Genomic DNA, 20,200 nt, shown 5'->3' with positions numbered 1-20,200 from the left:
TTACGCGGCCCGGTCCATAACTTCCCCTTCAGACACGCCCGATGGCCGGGCGTGCCGGAGGGGAGCGGCCATGGGGCCCGGTACGACGGCGACTTGGCGGCGGTGGGCGGGCAAGTGGCGCCGCGCCGGCTGCGCCGCCCTCATCGCGAGTTCCGTGGTGCTGCCCCTCTCCGGTGCCGCGCGGCCCGAGATCCCCGCCCCGGCGCCCGCGGTCCTCCCGGCCCCGACGGCGGGCACGCTGGAGCAGACCTACGCCGCCCACCGGGCCAACGCCGCCGAGGCGTCCCGGATGGCCGCCGGCCACGGCGACCGCCGGCGCGCGGCGGCGGACCGCGCGATGGCCGGCTCCTCCCGCCGCCTCCTCGCCTTCGACGGCCGGGGCGCCGGACTGGCCACCGAGGTCTTCGGCGACCTGGCCCGCGCGGACCGCGTCGCCGTCCTGGTCCCCGGCTCCGACACCGGCCTCGACACCTACGACCGTTTCCGCGCCACGGCACTCGCCCTGCACCGGCAACTCGCCGCCGAGGCGCCCGACGGCACGCGTACCGCGGTCGTGGCCTGGCTGGGCTACGAGACGCCGGGCACCGTCAGCACCACGGTCCTCACGACCGACCGGGCCGACGCGGCCGCCCCCGAGCTGCGCGCCCTGACGGCCGGCCTGCGACGGATCACCGGGCCCGGCACCCGTCTCGCCCTCCTCTGCCATTCGTACGGCGCGGTGGTCTGCGCCCGCGCCGCCGACGGCCTGGACGTCGACGACATCGCCCTGGTCGGCAGCCCCGGCGCCGCGGCCGGCACCGTCGCCGACCTGCACACCGGTGCCCGGATCTGGGCGGGACGGGGTGCGGACGACTGGGTGGAGCACGTTCCGCACGTCAGCGCCGACCTGTTCGGGACCGCCGTCGGCTTCGGCACCGACCCGGTCTCCCCGGACTTCGGCGCCCGGGTCTTCGACGCGGGCGACGGCGGCCACAGCGACTACTTCGCCCCCGGCTCCCTCTCCCTGACGAACCTCGCCCGGATCGTGCTGGGCGAGACCACCGAGGTGACCCATGACTGACGTGACCCGAGCCCCCCGACCCCCTCGCCCCACGCCCACCGGGCCGGTCCCGGTGCCGCGGCCGGACACCCCGCGCGGCACCCCGCGCCCGGTCGCCCCGCGGTCCGGCACCCTGCGGCGCGCCGCCGCCCGGATCGACGCCGCCACCCCCGGCGACCGCGACCGCGCCGTCGACGCCCTGCGGGCCTTCGCCATCCTCGGCGTGGTCCTCGGGCACTGGCTGGTGACGGCCCTGGTCGCCGACGGCGGCGGCCTGCACGCGGCCAGCCCGCTGCAGGACCTGCCCCGGCTGGCCCCGATCTCCTGGGCCTTCCAGACCCTCGCCGTGTTCTTCCTGGTCGGCGGTCACGTCGCCACCCGCGGTTACGCGTCGGCCCGCGCGCGCGGCGAGTCCTACGGCCGCTGGCTGACCGCCCGGCTGTCCCGGCTCTTCCGGCCGGTCCTGGCCGTTCTCGGCCTGTGGGCGGTGACGGCGGTGCTCCTGCTGCTGACCGGGGCCGAGTTCACGACCGTCCACACGCTGGTGAAGCTGGCCCTGTCCCCGATGTGGTTCCTGCTGGTCTTCGCCGCGCTGACCGCGGCGACGCCTTTGCTGACGCGGCTGCATCCGCTGTGGCCGCTCGTCGTCGTCCTCCACGTGGACCTGCTGCGCTTCGGCCTCGGCGCCCCGGCCTGGCTCGGCTGGCTCAACCTCGCCGCCGGCTGGCTCGTCCCCTTCACCCTCGGCGCCGCCTGGACCCGCGGCGAACTGGACCGCCGCCGGGCGGGCTGGATCCTGCTCGCCGGCGGTACGGCGACGACCGCGGCGCTCGTCGCCTGGGCGGGCTACCCGGCGTCGATGGTCGGCGTCCCCGGAGCTTCCGTGTCCAACCTCAACCCGCCGACCCTGGCCGCCGTCGCCTTCGGTCTGGCCCAGTGCGGGCTCGCCCTGCTCCTGCGCGAGCGGCTGCGCCGCGCGATGCGGCGGCCCGTGGCCTGGGCGGCGGTCGCCCTGGTCAACCTCTCCGCGATGACGATCTTCCTGTGGCACCAGACCGCGCTGATGGCGACCACCGCCACGGGCCTCCTCGCGGGCCGGCTGCCCGGCCTGCACACGCTCCCCGACGGCCCGGACTGGGTCGCGGCCCGGCTCGCCTGGCTCCCGGTGTTCGCCCTGGTGCTCGCCGGGTGCTGGGCCGCCTTCCACTCCTGCGAGCGCGGCGCGGCCGAGGGCCGCTCGCGCGTCGTGCGGACGCACCGCTCGCCGGGCCGGCCGGGGACGACGGGTGCACGTCATGTCTAGGGTGGGGCCCGTGAAGCCGAGGGGGGAGCAGAAGTGGGTCCGGGACCGGGTCCGGCGGGTGCTGCGCGTGCTCCGCGACGACCTGTGGACCTGGCGCGCGGACCCGCTGCCGCCGTCGGTGTGGCTGCGTTGGCTGCCGCACGGGATCGTCTGTCTGGCCGCCTTCGGTGTGCTGGTCGGCGACGCCGCCCAGCTCGGCGAGAACGGCGGGGTCGAGCCGGGGTTCGCCTTCGTGATCGCCCTCGCCGAGGGCGGTGCGATGGTGCTCGCGCTGTGGCGGCCGGTCGCGGCGTGGTGGCTGTCGATGGCGGGCATGCTGGTGGGCGCCGTCGCCGTACGGGCCCACATGGTCGCCGGGCCGGCCGGGACGGACGCCGTGCCGGCCCACACGGACCCCGTGCCGGCCGAGGTGGTGCAGGCGGGTCCGGAGTTCACCTGGCCCTGGACGGCCGCCGGGCTCATCGCCCACCTGTTCGTCCTGCTGCTGCTCGCCCTGCGGGTCCGCACCCGGGTCTCCGGGGAAGCGCTGGCCCTGACCGCGTTCGTCACCTATCTGCTGCAGGGCGTGGTGGGGGCGCCCGCATACCTGCCGACCGGCCAGCTCGCCCTCATCCTGTTCACGGTCGCCGTCGTCCTCGGCATGGCCCTGCGCGGCCGCCGGGAGGCCCGCAGCCAGCTGGCCCGGCAGACCTCGCTCACCGCCGAGGAGCGGGCCCGGCGGACCCTGCTGGAGGAGCGCAGCCGTATCGCGCGCGAGCTGCACGACGTGGTCGCCCACCACATGTCCGTGATCTCCATCCAGGCCCAGGTCGCCCCCCACCTCGTGGCGGACCCGCCGGACGAGCTGAAGGAGAACCTCGCCGGCATCCGGCAGAACGCGCTGGAGGCGCTGACCGAGCTGCGCCGGGTGCTCGGCGTGCTGCGCTCGGAGCACCCGGACGCGCCGGCGGCGCCCGAGGGAGGCGACGCGGCCCCGCACGCGCCGCAGCCCACCCTGGACCGGCTCGACGCGCTGGTGGAGAACACCAGGGCCGCCGGGCTGACGGTCACCACCGGCACGAGCGGGACGCGCCGACCGCTGCCGCCCGGCGTCGAGCTGTCGGCGTACCGGATCGTGCAGGAGGCCCTCAGCAACGTGCTGCGGCACGCGCCCGGCGCCGACGCCCGGGTCCACCTCACCCACCTCCCGACCGGACTGCGCGTGGAGGTCTCCAACACCCGCCCGACGCGGGCGCCGGGGCCGTCGCAGGGGGCGGGGCACGGGCTGCTGGGCATGCGCGAGCGGGTGGCGATGCTCGACGGCTCCCTCACGGCCGACCCGCTGCCGGACGGCGGTTACCAGGTGGCCGCGTTCCTGCCGGCCGACGCCGCCGGGCCGCCCCGCCTCCCCGGCCACGCCTCAGCCCTCACCCCCACCGCCACCCCCGACTCCGACTCCGACTCCGACTCCGGACCGAACCCCACCGAGGACGACACCCGATGACGACCAGCGGCAACGGCCGTGTGATCCGCGTGCTGATCGCCGACGACCAGCAGATGGTCCGGCAGGGATTCACCGTGCTGCTCAACACCCAGCCCGACATCGAGGTGATCGGACAGGCGGTGCACGGCCTGGACGCCGTCGCGAAGGTCGCCGACCTGTCCCCGGACGTCGTCCTGATGGACATCCGCATGCCCGAGCTGGGCGGCATCGAGGCCACCCGCCGGATCACCGGCTCGACCCCGGACATCAGGGTGCTCGTACTGACCACCTTCGACCTCGACGAGTACGTGTACGAGGCGCTGCGGGCCGGGGCCTCCGGGTTCCTGCTGAAGGACGCGTCGGCCGACCAGCTGGCCGACGCGGTCCGGGTGGTGGCGGCCGGGGACGCCCTGCTGGCGCCCGGTATCACCCGGCGTCTGATCGCCGAGTTCTCCCGGCTGGACGACCGCCCGCGCGGCCCGCTGAAGGCCCGCGTCGGCGACCTGACCGAGCGGGAGACGGAGGTCCTCGCCCTGATCGCCCAGGGCCTGTCCAACGCGGAGATCGCCCGGCGTCTGGTGGTCGCCGAGCAGACGGTGAAGACCCACGTCGGCAGGATCCTGGTGAAGCTGGGCCTGAGGGACCGCACCCAGGCGGCGGTCTTCGCCTACGAGTCGGGCCTGGTGCGCCCCTCGGGATACTGAGGAGCGACGGTCGTGGTCCCTGTAGTACCTGAGAGGGACGTCCGGAAACCCGTCTGCGCGGGGACGACCGCCCCCACCCGGTCGGCCTACGGTGTGAGCGTGACCGAGACGACTCGCCGGCAGCACGGCAACGGGACCCGCAGTCCGGAGTACCGGCTGTCCCAGAACGCCCTGCAGGGACTGCGCCAGGACCTGTTCCACGACCCCTTCGCCTACCGGCTGCTCCCGCCCCGGCGCACGGACGGCCCGTTCGTGCGCCGGCTGCCCGGCAGGCTGCGGCAGGCCGCGCAGCACCTCCCGCACGCGGTGGTGGCCGCGGCCGCGCTGCTTGCCCTGGCCGTCGGTGCGGTGTCGGGCGCCCTGCCCGGCGGCGACACGGGGGCCCTGCTGACCGGCGTGCTGTGCGCGCTCCCGGTGGTCGCCACGCTGGTCCGGCCGGTCGGCGCCTTCTGGCTGTCCCTCGCCGTGACCCCCCTCGTCTCGGTCATCAACGGCGACGGACAGGACTGGCCCTGGATACCGGGCGCGATGGTCTGCCACCTCGTGGTGCTGGTCGTCGTCGCGCTGCGCACCCGGCCCCGCACGGCCGTCTGGATGTGGGTCCTGACCGCCGCGTACGCCTTCCTCGCGGACATCTTCTTCGGCGGCTACTACTCGAACGGCGGGCCCATGCTGGTGTCGTCCGCGTTCGCCCTGCTGCTGGTCTGCCTCTGGCACGTCCGGCACGCCGCGCAGGAGCAGGTGACCGCGGAGCAGACGGTCACCGCGCACGAGCGGTCCCGGCGCACCCTCCTTGAGGAGCGCACGAACATCGCCCGCGAACTGCACGACGTGGTCGCGCACCACATGTCGGTGGTCGCGATCCAGGCGGAGGCCGCGCCCTACCGGGTGGAGAACCCGCCGGAGGAGCTGGAGCGGGCCTTCGCCACCATCCGGGTCAACGCGGTGGCCGCGCTCACCGAGCTGCGCCGCGTCCTGGGTGTCGTCCGCGCCGAGGACTACGAGGCGCCGGACGCCCCGCAGCCGACCCTCGCCGACCTGGACGCCCTGCTCGACAACGTGCGCGAGGCGGGCCTGGCCGTCGACAAGGCGGTGACCGGCGCGGTGCGCGAGCTGCCGCCCGGCGTGGAGCTGTCGGCGTACCGGATCGTGCAGGAGGCCCTGAGCAACAGCCTGCGGCACGCGCCCGGCGCGACGGCCCGCGTCGAGGTCTCCTACGTCCTGGGCGGCCTGGGCCTGCGCGTCGTCAACACCGCCATCCCCCAGAACACCCTGGTCAAGCCCTCGCCCGGCGCCGGACACGGGGTCACCGGCATGCGGGAGCGGGTGTCGATGCTGAACGGCGAGATCACGGCCGGACCCACCGACGACGGTGGTTACGAGGTGGCGGTGTTCCTGCCGGTCACCGCACCGAACGAGGACGAGGCATGACCGACAGCACGATCCGGGTACTGATCGCCGACGACCAGATGATGGTGCGCGAGGGCTTCTCGGTCCTGCTCAACGCGATGCCGGGGATCGAGGTCGTCGGCGAGGCGGTCAACGGACGGGAGGCCGTGACCAAGGTCCGCGAACTCGCGCCGGACGTCGTCCTGATGGACATCCGCATGCCCGAGCTGAACGGCATCGAGGCGACGCGGGAGATCGTCGCGGCGGACGGGGCGTCGAAGGTGCTGGTGCTCACCACCTTCGACCTCGACGAGTACGTCTACCAGGCGCTGCGCGCGGGCGCGTCCGGCTTCCTCCTCAAGGACGCCTCGGCCCGCCGGCTCGCCGACGGCGTCCGGGTGGTCGCCGCCGGCGAGGCCCTCCTCGCGCCCTCGATCACCAAACGCCTGATCGCGGAGTTCTCCAAGCTGTCCGACACCCCGCGGCTGATGCCCTCGGCGCAGGCGGCGTACGGAGACCTCACCGAGCGGGAGACGGAGGTGCTGGTGCTGATCGCGCAGGGCCTGTCGAACGCGGAGATCGCCGAGCGCCTGGTCGTCGCCGAGTCGACGATCAAGACCCACGTCAGCCGCATCCTGGTGAAGCTGGGCCTCAGGGACCGCACCCAGGCGGCGGTCTTCGCGTACGAGGCCCGCCTGGTCACCCCGGGCTGAGCCGCGCGGGGCGGGCGCCGGGGCAGGACCGGGGCGAGCCGGGCCCCGCCCCTGGCCCGGCCCGCCCTGGCCACCGGCCTCCGGCACCGGCTGGCGTCCGCCCCTGGTCACCGACCTCCGGCACCGGCTAGCGTCCGTCCATGGCCGCCTCCGACCGCTCCACCGCCGGTTCCACTGCCGGTTCCACTGCCGGCTCCGCCGCACCCGACCGCTCGGCCGTCCTCGACGGCTCCTCCGGGTTCGACCCGTGGAACCCCGCGTTCGTCGCCGATCCGTACCCGGCCTTCGCCGAGCTGCGGGCCCGGGGCCGCGTGCACTACTACGAGCCGAGCGACCAGTGGATCGTCCCGCACCACGCGGACGTGTCGGCGCTGCTGCGCGACCGCCGGCTCGGCCGGACCTACCGGCACCGTTTCTCGCACGAGGAGTTCGGCCGCACCGCGCCCCCGCCGGAGCACGAGCCCTTCCACACGCTGAACGACCACGGGATGCTCGACCTGGAGCCCCCGGACCACACCCGGATCCGGCGCCTGGTGTCGAAGGCGTTCACGCCGCGCACGGTGGAGCGGCTGCGGCCGTACGTGCGCGGACTCGCGGACGACCTGGTCTCCCGGCTGGTGGCGGCGGGCGGCGGCGACCTGCTCACGGACGTGGCCGAACCGCTCCCGGTCGCCGTGATCGCCGAGATGCTGGGCATCCCGGAGTCCGACCGCGCCCCGCTGCGCCCCTGGTCGGCGCAGATCTGCGGGATGTACGAACTGAACCCGTCCGAGGAGACCGCCGCGAAGGCCGTCCGCGCCTCGCTCGACTTCTCCGAGTACCTGCGCGCACTGATCGCCGCCCGCCGCGAGGAACCCGGCGACGACCTGGTCTCGGGCCTGATCGCGGCCCACGACGAGGACGACGACCGCCTCACCGAGCAGGAGATGATCTCGACCTGCGTCCTGCTCCTGAACGCCGGTCACGAAGCCACGGTCAACGCCACGGCCAACGGCTGGCTGGCCCTGTTCCGCAACCCGGACCAGCTGGCGGCCCTGCGCGCCGACCACTCCCTCGTCCCGTACGCCGTCGAGGAGCTGATGCGCTACGACACCCCGCTGCAGCTCTTCGAGCGCTGGGTCCTGGACGAGATCGAGATCGACGGGACGACGATCCCGCGCGGCGCCGAGATCGCGATGCTGTTCGGCTCCGCCAACCACGACCCGGCGGTGTTCGCCGACCCCGGCCGCCTCGACGTGACCCGGCGCGACAACCCCCACATCTCCTTCAGCGCCGGCGTCCACTACTGCATCGGCGCCCCGCTGGCCCGCATCGAGCTGGCGGCCTCGATGACGGCCCTGCTGGAGCGGGCCCCGACCCTGCGGCTCGCGGCGGAACCGGAACGCAGGCCCAACTTCGTGATGCGGGGCCTGGCGGACCTACGCGTGGAACTCTGACCCGCGCGGCGCCCCGGAGCGCCGCCCCCTGGTCAGCAGCCAGGCGCCCAGCGCGTAGACCAGCCCCGGCACGACCGCGCCGCCGACCACGACGAGGGGCAGTTCGAGGAAGAAGGCACCGAAGTCCTGCCCGTTGTTCTCGAACTCGTTCCCGAGATGGCGCTGCGTGCGGTCCGACGCCGCCCACACCCACACGGCGCCCACGGCCCCCACCGCCGACACCAGGCACCCGCCGCACGTCGCTGCATCTCGTCTCATGACCACCAGGACGCTCCCGACCCGGCCGGCGGTTCGCTTCGGGCCGGGTCGGGGTGCCCGCGCACGGCGTGGGTCACGTCGTCAGGTCCCGCCGCCGCAGCGCCGTCAGCCCCACCGCCACCAGTACGGCCGCGATCAGCACCAGCGCCAGCACCGGCGGCCAGCTCATCTCCCCGCCCGGCAGCTTCGGCAGGTGCCCGAAGGGCGACAGGTCCAGCACGGACTGCGGCACGTCCAGCGCGGGCCCGATCCACCCGAGCAGCAGGACCGCCCCCGCCACGCCCCACGCCGCCACCGCGCCCCGGGGCAGCACGCCGTGCAGCAGCACCGCCGCTCCGCCGATCACCCACACCGCGGGCAGCTGCACGAGGCAGGCGGCCAGGATCGCCCCGGCGTCCCGCCCGTGACCGGCCGCGAAACCGGCCCCGGCGAAGAGCATGAGGAGCGCCGCGCCGCCGAAGGCGACGACGAGGTGCCCCGCGGCCCACCGCAGCCGGCCCACGGCACCCGCGAGCACCGGTTCCGCCCGCCCGGAGGTCTCCTCGCCGCTGAGCCGCAGTACCGACGCCACCACGTACAGGGCGGCGACCAGCCCGAGCATCCCGACCATCGCGGACACGAACGCGTCGGTGAGCCCGGCCTGCCCGCCCATCCGCTCGACGATCCGGCGGGCCTGCGCGTTGTCCCCGACCAGATCCGCGGCCCCCTCCGTCAACCGGCCGTACACGACCCCGGCGAGGAGGAACCCGGCGCTCCAGCCGAGAACGGCGCCCCGCTGCAGCCGCCAGGCCAGCGCACCGGCCGTCCCGAGGCGCCCGGCGGCCGGTCCCGGCCGGGTCGGCAGGAAGCTCATGCCGAGATCCCGGCGCCCGGCCAGCGCGTACGCCACCACCCCCTGCGCCACCACCGCACCGCCGATCAGCGCCGGCACCCACCACCGCTCGCCCGCGAAGGCGCGCAGGTTCTCCAGCCACCCCAGCGGCGACAGCCAGGTGAGCACCGACGCACCGTCGTCCGTCGTCGAGTCGCCCGCCGCGCGCAGCACGAAGGCGGCGCCGAGCACCCCCGCCGTCAGCCCCCGCGCGAGCCGCGCGCTCTCGGTGAGCTGGGCGGCGATCGCCGCCATGGTCGCGAAGAGCATCCCGACGCCCGCGATCCCCAGCCCGAGGGCCACCGCGCCGACCGCTCCCTGCCCGGCCAGTCCGACGGCGACCAGCAGGGCCAGGACGCCGTTGGCGACCGCGGCCGCGAGCAGCGCCGCCGTCAGAGCGGCCCGGCGGCCGACCATGCCGGAGGCGACGACCTCCTGCCGGCCGCTCTCCTCCTCGTCGCGGGTGTGCCGTACGACGATCAGCAGGCTCGTCACGGCGGCGAGCGCGGCGGCGTACACACCGACGCGCCAGGCGGTGAGCGCGCCGAGGCCGTCGTCGAAGAGGGGGCCGACCATCGCCCGCAGCGAGGCGTTGGTCTCCATCTGCCGTGCCAGGTCGGCGCGTTCGTCCGCCGTGCCGTACAGGCCCCTGAGGGTGTTCGGCATGGACAGCACCATGAGCGCGTTCACCGCGACCCATACCGGGATCAGCACCCGGTCGCGGCGCAGGGCGAAGCGCAGCAGCGTGCCGGTACCGGCCAGTTGGCGCGAGCCGCCCGAACGGGCCGCGGACGGAGCGGCGGTGACGGCGCCGGTGGTCGTGGTCATCGCGTGGCCACCTGACCGCCGGAGTGCGCGCCCTTCGCGTCCCCGGTGCCGGCGGCCCCCTCGGCCCCCTCGGCCTGGTAGTGCCGCAGGAACAGCTCCTCCAGCGTCGGCGGTGTCGAGGTCAGCGACCGCACGCCCGACTCGCCCAACGCCCGCAGTACGGCGTCCAGTCGGCCGGTGTCGACCTGGAGCCGGACCCGGTGGCCCCGGACGTCGAGGTCGTGCACGCCCGGCAGAGCGGCGAGCCCGCCCGGTGTTCCGGCGAGTTCGGCGGTGATGCTGGTGCGGGTCAGGTGGCGCAGGTCGGCGAGCGAACCGCTCTCGACGGTCCGCCCCTTGCGGATGATGCTGACCCGGTCGCACAACTCCTCGACCTCGCTGAGGATGTGGGAGGACAGCAGCACGGTCCGGCCGCGTTCGCGCTCCTCCCGCACGCAGCGCTGGAAGACCTCCTCCATCAGCGGGTCGAGCCCGGAGGTGGGCTCGTCGAGGATCAGCAGGTCCACGTCGGAGGCGAAGGCGGCGACGAGCGCGACCTTCTGCCGGTTGCCCTTGGAGTAGGTACGGCCCTTCTTGGCCGGATCCAGCTCGAACCGCTCGATCAGCTCGGCCCGGCGGCCCCGGTCGAGTCCGCCGCGCAGCCGTCCGTAGAGGTCGATGACCTCGCCGCCGGAGAGGTTGCGCCAGAGCGTCACGTCGCCGGGGACGTAGGCGATCCGGCGATGGACCTCCACCGCGTCGCTCCAGGGGTCCCGGTCGAGTACCCGGGCGGTGCCCGAGTCGGCGCGCAGCAGACCGAGCAGGACGCGGACGGCGGTGGACTTGCCGGCTCCGTTGGGGCCGAGGAAGCCGTGCACCTCGCCGGTCCCGACCTCCAGGTCGAGCCCGTCCAGCGCGTGCGTGCGTCCGAACGACTTGTGGAGTCCGGAGACGCTGATTGCCTTCGTCATGTTTCGGAAAGTACGCTTCTTTCAGAAAGTTGTGAAGTTAAGGAACCGTCAAGAACATGAGAGATGATCGGCGCATGACGACGGAACGCGCGACGGGACGAGACGCATGACGACGGGGCCGGGGCGCGACCCCGGGGCGGTGTCCAAGTTCGTGGAGGGCTTCGCGGCCCAGCTGGTCGAGGCCGGGATGCAGCGGATGCCGGCCCGGGTCTTCGCCGCGCTGCTGGCCTCCGACTCCGGCTCGATGACCTCCGCCGAACTCGGCGAGAGCCTGCGGGTCAGCCCCGCCGCCGTCTCCGGTGCCGTGCGCTACCTCTCGCAGCAGCACATGGTCTCGCGCGAGCGTGAACCCGGTTCCCGACGGGAGCGCTACCGGGTGCACAGCAACCAGTGGTACGAGGCGCTCACCAACCGCGAGGCCATCATCAAGCGCTGGGAGAGCGCGCTGAGCGAGGGCGTCGCCAGCCTCGGCGCCGACACCCCGGCGGGGCGGCGGATGGTCGAGACGCTGGCGTTCTTCGAGTTCGTCGACGGGGAGATCGCGGCGATGATGGAGCGCTGGCGCCTGCACCGGGAGGACCGGTTCGGGCAGGGCTGAAGGCGGTCGGAGAAGCGGCCGGAGTGGCGATCGGCGAAGCGGTCGGAGGGGCGGTCGGAGAGGAAGCGGCCGGAGAGGAAGCAGTAGGCCGGGGGACCGGCAGCGTCCTACCCCATGGGCAGCGTCAGCCCCCACGCCCCCTCCTGCGCCACCCAGGTCCGCGTCCCCACCGGCCCGCACTCGATCGAGTCGGCCCGGTAGCGGAAGTGCGCCCCCGACACGGTCACCGTGTGCCCGCTCGCCGTCAGCGGTGCCGTCTCCGCGCCCGCCGCCAGCGGCCGCACCTCCACCACCGCCGCCCCAGCCGCGCCCGGCGCCACCGAAACGGCCTCGACCGGCTGGTCCAGGTCCACCAGCGTCGCCCCGTCCACCTCCACCCGCAGCCGGGTCGGACCGGCCGCACCCGGGGCGAGCGCGGTCCGGGCCGGCCGCGAGGACGCCAGGGTCCGCACCAGGGACTGGCAGGTCCGCAGCCACGGGTGGGCCGGGCCGGGCCCGCTCGCCCCCCTGTCCGCGCCCGCCTCCGCGCCCGGCCCCCCACCCGCGGACGGCGACCCGTGCCCCGGCCCCGGCGGAATACCCACCTCCCCCAGCACCACCCCGTCACTGTCGTCGACGAGCAGGTCCAGGCGCCGTTCCGCACCGGCCAGGACCGCACGCGCCGCCGCCACCGCGCCCGACGGCAGGCCGAGCGACCGGCTGAGGCCCAGCACCGACCCCACCGGCACCACCGACAGCGAGCAGCCCGACAGCTCCCGGTGCCGGTGCAGCAGGGCGACGGCCCGCAGCAGCGCCCGGTCGTCGCCGATCACCACCGGCCGTCGTGAACCCCGCCGCCGCAGCGCCCGCGCGAACTCCTCCGGGTCGTCCGGAAGACACACCTTCGTGTGCGACGCACCCGCGCTGAGCACGTCTTTCGCGATCCGGACGGACTCCCCGTCCATCCGCCGGGCGACCGGATCGACGACCACCAGAAGCTGATCGGACCTCGCGGAAGAGTTCGCGGATGAGCTCGCGGAAGTCGCCACCTCGGCCATGCCTCGCTTCCTCGGGTAGCATCTTTGTGCAAGAGCCCCTTGCGCTGTTGCGCCAGGGGCTTCGTCTATTCCGGGGCACCCGGTCCGACGGTTGGCGGCCAACGACGGTCGCGGTGTACGTGGCGGAAACCCGTCCCGTACGCCCTCGACCATGGACATGCCCCGCCCGGAAGGGGTGTACGCGCGTGCCCGCACTTGTGCTGCTCGGTGCTCAGTGGGGTGACGAAGGCAAGGGAAAGGCGACGGACCTGCTCGGTGGTTCCGTCGACTATGTGGTGCGCTACCAGGGCGGCAACAACGCCGGCCACACGGTGGTCGTGGGCGACCAGAAGTACGCCCTGCACCTGCTCCCTTCCGGAATCCTGTCTCCCGGCTGCACGCCGGTCATCGGCAACGGCGTCGTGGTCGACCCGTCGGTCCTGTTCTCCGAGCTGAGCGGGCTGAACGAGCGCGGCGTCGACACGTCCAAGCTCCTGATCAGCGGCAACGCGCACATCATCACGCCGTACAACGTGACCGTCGACAAGGTGACGGAACGCTTCCTCGGCAAGCGCAAGATCGGCACCACCGGCCGCGGCATCGGCCCGACCTACGCCGACAAGATCAACCGCGTGGGCATCCGGGTCCAGGACCTCTACGACGAGTCGATCCTCACCCAGAAGGTCGAGGCGGCGCTCGACGTCAAGAACCAGATGCTCACCAAGCTCTACAACCGCCGGGCCATCGCCACCGGCCAGGTCGTCGAGGAGCTGATGGGCTACGCGGACAAGCTCGCGCCGTACGTCGCCGACACCGTCCTGGTCCTCAACGAGGCGCTCGACGACGACAAGGTGGTCCTCTTCGAGGGCGGCCAGGGCACGCTGCTCGACATCGACCACGGCACGTACCCGTTCGTCACCTCGTCGAACCCGACCGCGGGCGGCGCCTGCACCGGCGCCGGCGTGGGCCCGACGAAGATCAGCCGGGTCATCGGCATCCTCAAGGCGTACACGACCCGCGTCGGCGCCGGCCCGTTCCCGACCGAGCTGTTCGACGAGGACGGCGAGGCCCTGCGCCGCATCGGCGGCGAGCGCGGTGTGACGACCGGCCGCGACCGCCGCTGCGGCTGGTTCGACGCGGTGATCGCCCGCTACGCCACCCGCGTCAACGGCCTCACCGACTTCTTCCTCACCAAGCTCGACGTCCTCACCGGCTGGGAGGAGATCCCGGTCTGCGTGGCGTACGAGATCGACGGCAGGCGCGTCGAGGAGCTGCCGTACTCGCAGTCCGACTTCCACCACGCGAAGCCGGTCTACGAGACGCTGCCCGGCTGGAGCGAGGACATCACCAAGGCGAAGTCCTTCTCCGACCTGCCGAAGAACGCGCAGGCGTACGTCAGGGCCCTGGAGGAGATGTCCGGCGCCCCGATCTCCGCGATCGGCGTGGGACCGGGCCGGGACGAGACGATCGAGATCAACTCGTTCCTGTAGCAACCGGGCGGCCGGGGCCCCGCACGATCGTGCGCGGGGGCCCCGGCCGTCGGCGTCCGGCCGCTGGTTACGCTGGCGGACACCGGCAGCGGACGGAACGGACGGGCGGAGCGGGCGGAACATGCGGATCACCAACCCCCTCCCCGTCGCCCTGCGCCGAAGGCCGTCCGCCCGGGCGTGGATCTGGCTGACCGTGGCGGTCGTCGCCGTCGCCGGTGCCCTGTTCTACGTCGACAGTCACCGTGTCTCCGCCGCCCCGCACGCGGGCGACCCGAAGTGCGACAAGGTGCTCTCCCGCCTCCCGGACGACATCCCCGGCGCCTCGCGCGACTGGGCGCTCGGGGACGGCGTCGCCTCCTGGGGCGGCCAGAAGGCGGTGTTCCGCTGCGGCGCCGAGGAACTGCAGCCCAACATCAACCTCTGCGTCACCGCCGACGGCGTCGACTGGGTCCTGGACGAGGGACGGCTCAAGAGCGACGGGGTGAGCGTCCTGCGGACGTACGGCCGCTCACCGGCCGTGGAGTTCACGTACCACGGTTCGCGCGAGGAGGTCGGCGGCATCCTCACCGAGCTGAACCCGGCCGTGCAGTGGCTCCCGCAGGAACGCAAGTGCATCGGCCTGGACGAGGCCGACAACGTCCTCTGAGCCGGGTCACCTCCTGTCCGGCCCTTCGTTCGGCCCCCTCCACGGGGCGTCCGCAGACGGTCTGGTGTCGGATCGGGGCATGACCGACCGCTGGAGCGCCGACGATCCCTGTCACGGTCCGTACGGTGGCGGGGCCGACCCCGCCGGCTGCGGCGACCCGGCCCGCTTCGAGGTCGCCAGGCATCTGCGGACGCCGCTGCACGTGTGCCCCGTACACCTGGGGCCGTCCCTGCTCCTGGCGGACGGGGTGCTGTGGCCGCCGGTGATCTCACTGATCCGGGCGCGGGCCTGAAGGCGGGCCCAGCCGGGCCGGCCGCCGGGTCAGCTGAAGATGATCATCGATCCCTGGGCCAGGCTCCGCGTGGCCGCCGCGTGCAGCCCCAGCCACACGTGCCGCTCCCGGGCGAAGGGGCTGTCGTCGTACGGCGCGGGCACCGCCGGCTCCTCCAGCTCCGTCGGCGCGGGCGGCGCCTGCGGCGGTGCGGGCGGGTTGGCCGGGTCGATGCCGAGCGCGGGGGCGACGGCCTCCAGCTCCCGCAGCAGCGTGTGGGAGGAGCCCAGCGGGCCGCCGCCCGCGAGGAGGTCGTCGTTGGCGAGCGGGTGCGGGAAGTCGACCGGGACGTAGGCGCCCGCGTGGTCGTAGTGCCACACCAGGTGGGACTGCTGGGCCGTCGACTCGAACATCTCCAGCAACTGCTCGTAGTCGCCGCCGAGTTCGTCCACCGGCGTCACCGGCAGCCCGCACACCTGCAGCAGGTACGCCCGGCGCAGGAAATGCAGCGCGTCGTAGTCGAAACCGGCCACCGGCGCGACTTCGCCGGAGAGCCCCGGCATGTACTGGTACACCGGCACCGGAGGCAACCCCGCCTCGGCCAGCACCTTGTCGTATTGCGCGAGTTCTTCGGCGAACGGGTTGTCCGGCGTGTGGCACAAGACGTCGACGAGCGGTACCAGCCACAGGTCACAGGCCAAAAGAGGGCTCCTCACACAGCACGGCGCGGTCGGACACGGTGATCAGGCGGTGGGACACGGTGATCAGGAAGCGTAGTCGGTGGGCATCGCGTGCAGGTCCCATACCCATCTGGGGCCGGACCACGACACGTCAGGCCTGCCTCATCCCTCGGCGAGGCGCTCGATGAGGCCGAGCGAGTGCCGGTTGTACGCGTCGACGAGCGAGCGGGCGCCCGGTACGTCGCGGCGGGCGAGGGCGTCCACCAGCGCGGTGTGCCCGGACCACAGCGCGCCCCGCAGATCGCTGAGCCGGCGCAGGTGCTGCACCGTGCACACCCAGCTCTGCACGCGCAGCCGGTGCAGGAAGTCGGAGAGGTAGGGGTTGCCGAACAGGACGGCCAGCTCGCGCCAGAAGCGCAGGTCGTAGCCGATCAGGACGGTCAGCTCCCCGGCCGCGGCGGCCCGCTGGGCCTCCTCGCCGCGCCGGCGCACCCCGGAGAGGGCGGCGGCGACGCGCGGGTCGTCGGGATCGGGACCGCCCCGCAGATCGTCGGCGAGGGCGAGGAACATGCCGTCGGTGACGAGGCTGCGGGCCCGGACCATGCCGCGGAAGTCGTCGGCCGAGTACTCGTGGACGCGGAAGCCCCGGTGCTGGTCGGCGTCCAGGAGCCCCTGCGCCGACAGATCGACCAGGGCCTCGCGCACGGGCGTCGCGGACACCCCGTACTGCTCGGCGATCTCCTTGACGGTGAACTCCTGCCCCGGCTGGAGCCGCCCCGCCAGCACCTCGTCGCGGAGGGCTTCGGCGATCTGCTGCCGCAGGGTGCTGCGCGTGACGGCACCGGTTCCGCTGGGGCCGGGCATGTCGGGCGTCTCCTCGTCGCGTGCGGGTGCGTGCTCGTACGCATGCGCCTGCACGGGTCCACGGCGGCTCGCCGCGGTGGACCGCGCACACGTGTACGAGCACGCAACCTTACGCGCTCGCGCCCCTCTCCCGGCCCTTCTCCGGACCGTCCCCCTCCGCCTTTCCTCCCCCGGCCCGTCCCGCGGCCCCGTGTCTACTCCGTGTACTCGTCCGCCACGGACAGCGCCGTGTCCAGGACCGCGAGGCCCTCCTTCAGCTCCGCCTCGGAGATGTTGCACGGCGGGACCACGTGGGTGCGGTTCATGTTCACGAACGGCCACACGCCGTGCGCCTTGGCCGAGGCCGCGAACGCCGACATGGGCGTCGCCGCCTGCCCGCTCGCGTTGTACGGCACCAGCGGCTCCCGGGTCTCCCGGTTCCGCACCAGCTCCAGCGCCCAGAACATGCCGGTCCCGCGGACCTCGCCCACGCTCGGGTGGCGCTCGGCCAGCTCCCGCAGCGCCGGTCCGACCACGTCGGTCCCGAGCCGGGCGGCGTGCTCGACGATGCCCTCCTCCTCCATCACCGTGAGGGTGGCGACGGCGGCGGCGCAGGCCAGCGGGTGCCCGGAGTAGGTCAGCCCGCCGGGGTAGGGCCGCTCGGCGAAGGTCGCGGCGATCTCGCCGGAGATCGCGACGCCGCCGAGCGGGACGTAGCCCGAGTTCACGCCCTTGGCGAAGGTCATCAGGTCGGGCACCACGTCGTACAGGTCGGCGGCGAACCACGTGCCGGTCCGCCCGAAGCCGGCCATGACCTCGTCGAGCACGAAGACGATGCCGTACTTGTCGCAGATCTCGCGGACCCCGGCCAGGTAGCCGGCCGGCGGCAGCATGATCCCGGCGGTGCCCGGGATCGTCTCCAGCACGATCGCGGCGACCGTCGCCGGGCCCTCGAAGGCGATCGTCGTCTCCAGGTGCTCCAATGCCCGCGCGCACTCCTGCTCCTCGGTCTCGGCGTAGAAGCGCGAGCGGTACAGGAACGGCGCCCAGAAGTGCACGACCCCGGCCGTGCCGCTGTCGGAGGCCCAGCGGCGCGGATCACCGGTGAGGTTGACCGCCTGCTGGGTGCCGCCGTGGTACGAGCGGTACGCCGAGAGCACCTTCGGGCGCCCGGTGTGCAGGCGCGCCATGCGCACGGCGTGCTCCACGGCGTCGGCGCCCGCGTTGGTGAAGAAGATCTTGTCCAGGTCGCCGGGGGTCCGCTCGGCGATCAGCCGGGCCGCCTCCGAGCGGGCCTCGACGGCGAACGCGGGCGCGAACGTCGTCATCGTCGCCGCCTGCTCCTGGATCGCGGCGACGACCTTGGGGTGCTGGTAGCCGATGTTGGTGTAGACGAGGCCGCTGGAGAAGTCGAGGTAGCGCTTCCCGTCGTAGTCCCAGAAGTACGACCCTTCCGCGCCGGCGACGGCGAGCGGGTCGATGAGTTCCTGCGCGGACCAGGAGTGGAAGACGTGCGCACGGTCTGCGGCCTTCACGGCCGCGCCGGCCCGGGGGTGGGGCTGAGGGGTCATGCGGCCGAGGGTAGATGTCCGCGATGCGGAAACGGAATCGGCGTCCTGTCCGGAGTCGGGGGCTTTCCACGACAGACTGTCGAGGCGGGAGGCCGCCGCGTCCGTTACCGAACCGTGGACCTGCCCGTCCCACGGTGTGCCCGTGCCGCACTATCCTCGCCCTGTTGTTCACGTGTACTCACGTGCGGGGGACACGTGCGGGGAAGGCGGCGCCACATGCAGGAGCTCGGGGACGGGGACCCGACGCAGATCGGCGGGTACCGGCTGCTGGGGCGGCTGGGCACGGGCGGCATGGGCCACGTCCACCTCGCCCGGTCGGACCGGGGGCGCACGGTCGCCGTCAAGCTGGTGCGCGAGGAACTGGCCGCGCGGGAGGAGTTCCGGGCCCGCTTCCGGTACGAGGTGGAGGCGGCGCGGCGGGTCGGCGGCCACTGGACGGCTCCGGTGCTGGACGCCGACACCGAGGCCGCCGTGCCGTGGGTCGCCACCGGCTACGTCGCCGGCCCCAGCCTCCAGCAGGTCGTCGGGCACGACCACGGGCCCCTGCCGGAGCGCTCGGTGCGCACGCTGGCCGCCGGCCTCGCCCACGCCCTGCGGGACATCCACGCCGCCGGGATCGTCCACCGCGACCTCAAGCCGTCCAACGTCCTCCTCACCATCGACGGCCCCCGTGTCATCGACTTCGGCATCGCGCGGGCCCTGGAGACGGTGTCCGAGGACGGCGGGGTCACCCGTACCGGCGCGCTCGTCGGTTCGCCCGGCTTCATGGCGCCCGAGCAGGTGCGCGGCGACGGGATCACGCCCGCCTGCGACGTCTTCTGCCTCGGCTCGATCCTCGTCTACGCCGCCACCGGCAAGCTGCCCTTCGGCACCGCCCGCACCGGGGCGCACGCGGTGATGTTCCGCATCGCGCAGGAGGAGCCCGACCTGGAGGGCGTACCGGAGGCCCTCGTGGACCTCGTACGGGACTGCCTGGAGAAGGATCCCGCGGCACGGCCCGGTCTCGCGGAGGTCCTGAGGCGCACGGGCGCGCAGGACACGGTCGCGGACGGCCGCTCGCACGAACCGTGGCTGCCGAGTCCCCTGGTGGCCCAGCTGGGCCGGCACGCGGTAAGCCTCCTGGACACGGAGAACCCGGAGCCCCTGACGCCCCCGGCCCCGGAGGCACCCCCGACGCCGACGCCGACGCCGGTTCCGGTCCCGGACCCGGAGGCGGCTCCGGCGGGGGAACCGGCTTCCGCCCCGCCGCCGATCCACCCCACCACCGTCGTCACGGACCAGAGCCCTCCCTCTCACCCCTTCTCCCCCCAGCCGCCCTCCCGCAGGGCCGGGGGCACCGCGCTGCTGGTCGTCGTCGCCCTGGTCGTGGCGCTGGGCGCCGGGGGCGCGGTCTACGCCCTGATGAGCGGGGACGGCGACCACCGGGCCGGCGACGAGCCCCTGCGCGCCGAGACGTCTCCGGCGGCCCGCAACCCGGGGGCCGGCGCCCCGGACGGCTCGATACCGACGGCGTACCTGGGTACGTGGACCGCCACCATCGACAACGAGTCCGGCATCCACACCCGCCGCCTGACCATCCGGCAGGGCGACGTGGGCGACACGGTCCTCTCCCTCACCGCCGACGGTCCCGCGGGCGACGCCACCTACCACTGCGTCTTCGAGGCCGACCTGGCGAAAGCCCCGGGCTCCGACGGACCGGTGCGCCTCGGCCTGTCCACCGTGACCGCCGCCGAACCGCCCTCCTCCTGCACCCCGGGCGAACCCACCACGCTCACCCTCCAACCGAACGGCTCCCTGCGCCGCGCAACCGACAACAGCGGAGACAACCTGACCTACACCCGCCAGTAACCCCACGCCCCCGCTGACGGGCAGTCGTGCCGCCCGAGCTGCGGGCAGTCGTGCCGCTGGGGCGGCACGGGTGGGCGCAGCGGCACCCCGCAGCGCCGGGCAGCGCGCCCCACCCCCGGCCGGCGCCCACGCCGGGCACGCGGCCGACGCCGGGCCGCAGACCCACCCCCGGCCCGCACCCACGCCGGGCACCGAACAGACACCGGCCCCGGACCCACCGCACCCACCCCGCCCAGCCCACCGCAGGTCACCGCGGTTCGGGCGGCCGCTGCCGAGGCATATTC

At 74.0% G+C, this 20,200-nt stretch carries 19 protein-coding genes; 12 read left to right on the top strand and 7 right to left on the bottom strand.

What is annotated here, in order from left to right:
- Positions 1-70: 70 nt before the first annotated feature.
- From IG94_RS0128930 to IG94_RS0128900, 7 genes are all read left to right on the top strand, one after another.
- On the top strand, positions 71-1,060 hold the full coding sequence (locus IG94_RS0128930) for an alpha/beta hydrolase (protein WP_031043663.1): 990 nt from the start codon (positions 71-73) through the stop codon (positions 1,058-1,060).
- Positions 1,053-2,342, top strand: a complete 1,290-nt coding sequence (locus IG94_RS0128925) for an acyltransferase family protein (protein ID WP_031043661.1) — start codon at positions 1,053-1,055, stop codon at positions 2,340-2,342. Before IG94_RS0128930 ends, IG94_RS0128925 begins: the two co-directional genes overlap by 8 nt.
- Complete coding sequence (locus IG94_RS0128920; RefSeq protein WP_052410915.1) at positions 2,335-3,825, top strand: sensor histidine kinase; 1,491 nt, start codon at positions 2,335-2,337, stop codon at positions 3,823-3,825. The genes IG94_RS0128925 and IG94_RS0128920 overlap by 8 nt, the downstream gene beginning before the upstream one ends.
- The gene (locus IG94_RS0128915) at positions 3,822-4,508 is read left to right on the top strand and encodes a response regulator (protein ID WP_031043654.1); all 687 of its coding nucleotides are present in this window, start codon (positions 3,822-3,824) and stop codon (positions 4,506-4,508) included. The genes IG94_RS0128920 and IG94_RS0128915 overlap by 4 nt, the downstream gene beginning before the upstream one ends.
- A gap of 12 nt (positions 4,509-4,520) precedes the next feature.
- Positions 4,521-5,939 carry a sensor histidine kinase gene (locus IG94_RS0128910; RefSeq protein WP_031043650.1) on the top strand — a complete coding sequence of 473 codons (1,419 nt, stop codon included), beginning with the start codon at positions 4,521-4,523 and terminating at the stop codon, positions 5,937-5,939.
- The gene (locus tag IG94_RS0128905; RefSeq protein WP_031043647.1) at positions 5,936-6,610 is read left to right on the top strand and encodes a response regulator; all 675 of its coding nucleotides are present in this window, start codon (positions 5,936-5,938) and stop codon (positions 6,608-6,610) included. Before IG94_RS0128910 ends, IG94_RS0128905 begins: the two co-directional genes overlap by 4 nt.
- 140 nt (positions 6,611-6,750) lie before the next feature.
- A complete protein-coding gene (locus IG94_RS0128900) occupies positions 6,751-8,046 on the top strand; it encodes a cytochrome P450 (protein WP_224326502.1) in 1,296 nt (431 codons plus the stop codon).
- On the opposite strand, the gene IG94_RS0128895 is transcribed toward IG94_RS0128900, so the two are convergent.
- From IG94_RS0128895 to IG94_RS0128885, 3 genes are all read right to left on the bottom strand, one after another.
- Positions 8,029-8,304 carry a hypothetical protein gene (locus IG94_RS0128895; protein ID WP_031043642.1) on the bottom strand — a complete coding sequence of 92 codons (276 nt, stop codon included), beginning with the start codon at positions 8,302-8,304 and terminating at the stop codon, positions 8,029-8,031. The two genes, IG94_RS0128900 and IG94_RS0128895, sit on opposite strands and share 18 nt — an antisense overlap.
- A gap of 73 nt (positions 8,305-8,377) precedes the next feature.
- Positions 8,378-10,003: an ABC transporter permease gene (locus IG94_RS0128890; RefSeq protein ID WP_031043639.1), complete on the bottom strand. Its 1,626-nt coding sequence runs from the start codon at positions 10,001-10,003 to the stop codon at positions 8,378-8,380.
- The gene (locus IG94_RS0128885) at positions 10,000-10,953 is read right to left on the bottom strand and encodes an ABC transporter ATP-binding protein (RefSeq protein ID WP_031043636.1); all 954 of its coding nucleotides are present in this window, start codon (positions 10,951-10,953) and stop codon (positions 10,000-10,002) included. The genes IG94_RS0128890 and IG94_RS0128885 overlap by 4 nt, the downstream gene beginning before the upstream one ends.
- Before the next feature lie 106 nt (positions 10,954-11,059).
- On the opposite strand from IG94_RS0128885, the gene IG94_RS0128880 reads away from it, so the two are divergent.
- The gene (locus IG94_RS0128880; protein ID WP_031043633.1) at positions 11,060-11,551 is read left to right on the top strand and encodes a GbsR/MarR family transcriptional regulator; all 492 of its coding nucleotides are present in this window, start codon (positions 11,060-11,062) and stop codon (positions 11,549-11,551) included.
- Positions 11,552-11,658: 107 nt separating this feature from the next.
- Here IG94_RS0128880 and IG94_RS0128875 read toward each other — a convergent pair whose 3' ends face one another.
- A complete protein-coding gene (locus tag IG94_RS0128875; protein WP_031043631.1) occupies positions 11,659-12,588 on the bottom strand; it encodes a diacylglycerol kinase family protein in 930 nt (309 codons plus the stop codon).
- A gap of 185 nt (positions 12,589-12,773) precedes the next feature.
- Here IG94_RS0128875 and IG94_RS0128870 point away from each other — a divergent pair, with 185 nt between their 5' ends.
- From IG94_RS0128870 to IG94_RS0128860, 3 genes are all read left to right on the top strand, one after another.
- On the top strand, positions 12,774-14,057 hold the full coding sequence (locus tag IG94_RS0128870; protein WP_031043628.1) for an adenylosuccinate synthase: 1,284 nt from the start codon (positions 12,774-12,776) through the stop codon (positions 14,055-14,057).
- A 121-nt stretch (positions 14,058-14,178) separates the two neighbouring features.
- Complete coding sequence (locus IG94_RS0128865; protein ID WP_052410913.1) at positions 14,179-14,703, top strand: DUF3515 family protein; 525 nt, start codon at positions 14,179-14,181, stop codon at positions 14,701-14,703.
- Positions 14,704-14,782: 79 nt separating this feature from the next.
- Complete coding sequence (locus tag IG94_RS0128860; protein WP_031043624.1) at positions 14,783-14,995, top strand: hypothetical protein; 213 nt, start codon at positions 14,783-14,785, stop codon at positions 14,993-14,995.
- A gap of 29 nt (positions 14,996-15,024) precedes the next feature.
- Here the strand turns inward: IG94_RS0128860 and IG94_RS0128855 are convergent, their stop codons facing one another.
- From IG94_RS0128855 to IG94_RS0128845, 3 genes are all read right to left on the bottom strand, one after another.
- A complete protein-coding gene (locus IG94_RS0128855; RefSeq protein WP_031043612.1) occupies positions 15,025-15,675 on the bottom strand; it encodes a hypothetical protein in 651 nt (216 codons plus the stop codon).
- 141 nt (positions 15,676-15,816) lie between these two features.
- Complete coding sequence (locus IG94_RS0128850) at positions 15,817-16,518, bottom strand: GntR family transcriptional regulator (protein ID WP_031043609.1); 702 nt, start codon at positions 16,516-16,518, stop codon at positions 15,817-15,819.
- 194 nt (positions 16,519-16,712) lie between these two features.
- Positions 16,713-18,068, bottom strand: coding sequence for an aspartate aminotransferase family protein (locus IG94_RS0128845; RefSeq protein ID WP_031043604.1), 1,356 nt, complete (start codon positions 18,066-18,068; stop codon positions 16,713-16,715).
- A 216-nt stretch (positions 18,069-18,284) separates the two neighbouring features.
- Between IG94_RS0128845 and IG94_RS0128840 the strand changes: the two genes are divergently transcribed.
- Positions 18,285-19,916, top strand: coding sequence for a serine/threonine-protein kinase (locus IG94_RS0128840; protein WP_031043601.1), 1,632 nt, complete (start codon positions 18,285-18,287; stop codon positions 19,914-19,916).
- Positions 19,917-20,200: the final 284 nt, after the last annotated feature.

Origin of the sequence: Streptomyces olivaceus (assembly GCF_000721235.1) — a bacterium.
Taxonomy (GTDB): Bacteria; Actinomycetota; Actinomycetes; order Streptomycetales; family Streptomycetaceae; genus Streptomyces; species Streptomyces olivaceus.
The sequence above is the reverse complement of the archived record's forward strand: the minus strand, read 5'-3'. Positions and strand labels throughout refer to the sequence as shown.

Coding starts and splice junctions, on each gene's coding strand:
- IG94_RS0128840 (WP_031043601.1), top strand. CDS start 18,285: ATGCAGGAGCTCGGGGACGGGGACCCGACGCAGATCGGCGGGTACCGG.
- IG94_RS0128920 (WP_052410915.1), top strand. CDS start 2,335: ATGTCTAGGGTGGGGCCCGTGAAGCCGAGGGGGGAGCAGAAGTGGGTC.
- IG94_RS0128890 (WP_031043639.1), bottom strand. CDS start 10,003: ATGACCACGACCACCGGCGCCGTCACCGCCGCTCCGTCCGCGGCCCGT.
- IG94_RS0128860 (WP_031043624.1), top strand. CDS start 14,783: ATGACCGACCGCTGGAGCGCCGACGATCCCTGTCACGGTCCGTACGGT.
- IG94_RS0128915 (WP_031043654.1), top strand. CDS start 3,822: ATGACGACCAGCGGCAACGGCCGTGTGATCCGCGTGCTGATCGCCGAC.
- IG94_RS0128900 (WP_224326502.1), top strand. CDS start 6,751: ATGGCCGCCTCCGACCGCTCCACCGCCGGTTCCACTGCCGGTTCCACT.
- IG94_RS0128905 (WP_031043647.1), top strand. CDS start 5,936: ATGACCGACAGCACGATCCGGGTACTGATCGCCGACGACCAGATGATG.
- IG94_RS0128885 (WP_031043636.1), bottom strand. CDS start 10,953: ATGACGAAGGCAATCAGCGTCTCCGGACTCCACAAGTCGTTCGGACGC.
- IG94_RS0128865 (WP_052410913.1), top strand. CDS start 14,179: ATGCGGATCACCAACCCCCTCCCCGTCGCCCTGCGCCGAAGGCCGTCC.
- IG94_RS0128875 (WP_031043631.1), bottom strand. CDS start 12,588: ATGGCCGAGGTGGCGACTTCCGCGAGCTCATCCGCGAACTCTTCCGCG.
- IG94_RS0128925 (WP_031043661.1), top strand. CDS start 1,053: ATGACTGACGTGACCCGAGCCCCCCGACCCCCTCGCCCCACGCCCACC.
- IG94_RS0128845 (WP_031043604.1), bottom strand. CDS start 18,068: ATGACCCCTCAGCCCCACCCCCGGGCCGGCGCGGCCGTGAAGGCCGCA.
- IG94_RS0128850 (WP_031043609.1), bottom strand. CDS start 16,518: ATGCCCGGCCCCAGCGGAACCGGTGCCGTCACGCGCAGCACCCTGCGG.
- IG94_RS0128880 (WP_031043633.1), top strand. CDS start 11,060: ATGACGACGGGGCCGGGGCGCGACCCCGGGGCGGTGTCCAAGTTCGTG.
- IG94_RS0128895 (WP_031043642.1), bottom strand. CDS start 8,304: ATGAGACGAGATGCAGCGACGTGCGGCGGGTGCCTGGTGTCGGCGGTG.
- IG94_RS0128930 (WP_031043663.1), top strand. CDS start 71: ATGGGGCCCGGTACGACGGCGACTTGGCGGCGGTGGGCGGGCAAGTGG.